Origin of the sequence: Mesorhizobium sp. M4A.F.Ca.ET.020.02.1.1, assembly GCF_004022645.1 — a bacterium.
In the GTDB taxonomy this organism is placed as follows: domain Bacteria; phylum Pseudomonadota; class Alphaproteobacteria; order Rhizobiales; family Rhizobiaceae; genus Mesorhizobium.
In genome coordinates this window covers 1-1,161 of record NZ_RZOI01001137.1, presented here as the reverse complement: position 1 = coordinate 1,161, position 1,161 = coordinate 1, and the positions used below count along the sequence as shown (strand labels likewise).

Here is a 1,161-nt window from a genome sequence, read left to right as displayed (position 1 = left end):
CCCGAAATGAAGCGCGGCGCATAGCACAGGTTCGGAGCGGAGTCATGCGGGGCGGGCGCGACCTTGCCAGTCGTGTCATCATTCGCTCGACCGCCGCGAGGCGGCGCCGCATCCCTCGCACTGCGCAAATCGATCACATATTCGTGTTGGCGTAACGACCCAAGGCGCCTTCGCGAACCCTGAAAGGGGCAACTGTGCCCCTGCAAAATGGGAGTATGCGGAATGCACTCGATCAAGCTTATTGTCATCGCTGGCCTCCTCGGCCTTTCCGCGACACAGGCATTTGCCGAAGACACGATGGGAACGATGACCATGATGAAGGCCGGCCAGGTAACGGCGATCACGCCCGACGGCCATATGGGCACGATGATGCCGGACGCCAAGATGAGCGCCGAGATGATGAAGATGGCGAAGCCAATCAAGCACTGCATGATGATGATGACAGACGCCAAGGGCAAAACCTACATGATCGACACCTCGACCAAGAAGGCCCAGGCCGAGTGTGAAAAAATGGCGATGTGAACATCGCCAAGCACGCACGCCGACCTTCCCGCCGGCCGGCACGCCGGCGGGTATTCCGATCACATCTGCTTGAACCCCGTTCCGAGACGTTGCCGGCATAGCGTCGGACTCGCCGCGCGGGTTGATCGGCTCCGTCATTGTGCTAGGCCGGGCCTATCACCACGAGGCTCGTCATGGCCGGCATATCCCGAAAATACCGCTTGCTGCGGCGTTCGCACGCCATGTGGGTGTCGCGGCGCGTCTGGCAGCCGCGTCTCGTCTTCTGGGCCGGCGCCGTCTCGATCGGCCTGATCAGCGTCCTGTTCGCGCTGCTTGCCGACCGCGCGCAGGCTCTGTTCCATATCATGACCGGCAATGAGGGCGGCTGGCGCTTCTATCTGCCGCTCGTGGTGACGCCCCTCGGTTTTGTCCTTTGCGCCTGGCTGGCGCATTCCTTCTTCCCGGGGTCGCAAGGCAGCGGCATTCCGCAGGCGATCGCGGCGCGGCATCTGCGCGACGAGGAGGATCGCAGCCGCATCCTGTCGCTCAGGCTGGTGGCGGGCAAGATCGCGCTCACCGTCGTCGGCCTCGCCTGCGGCGCCTCGATCGGCCGCGAAGGCCCGACGGTCCAGGTCGGCGCCTCGCTGATGCTGCAGGCGG

Annotated in this window: 2 protein-coding genes; both read left to right on the top strand. The window is 64.1% G+C overall.

Going from position 1 to position 1,161, the window contains the following annotated elements; translation table 11 throughout:
- The first annotated feature begins 222 nt into the window (after positions 1-222).
- On the top strand, positions 223-522 hold the full coding sequence (locus EN742_RS35475) for a hypothetical protein (protein ID WP_126057417.1): 300 nt from the start codon (positions 223-225) through the stop codon (positions 520-522).
- Positions 523-695: 173 nt separating this feature from the next.
- The coding region (locus EN742_RS35470) for a chloride channel protein (RefSeq protein ID WP_189375745.1) at positions 696-1,161 on the top strand (466 nt) is incomplete at its 3' end.

Coding starts and splice junctions, on each gene's coding strand:
- EN742_RS35475 (WP_126057417.1), top strand. CDS start 223: ATGCACTCGATCAAGCTTATTGTCATCGCTGGCCTCCTCGGCCTTTCC.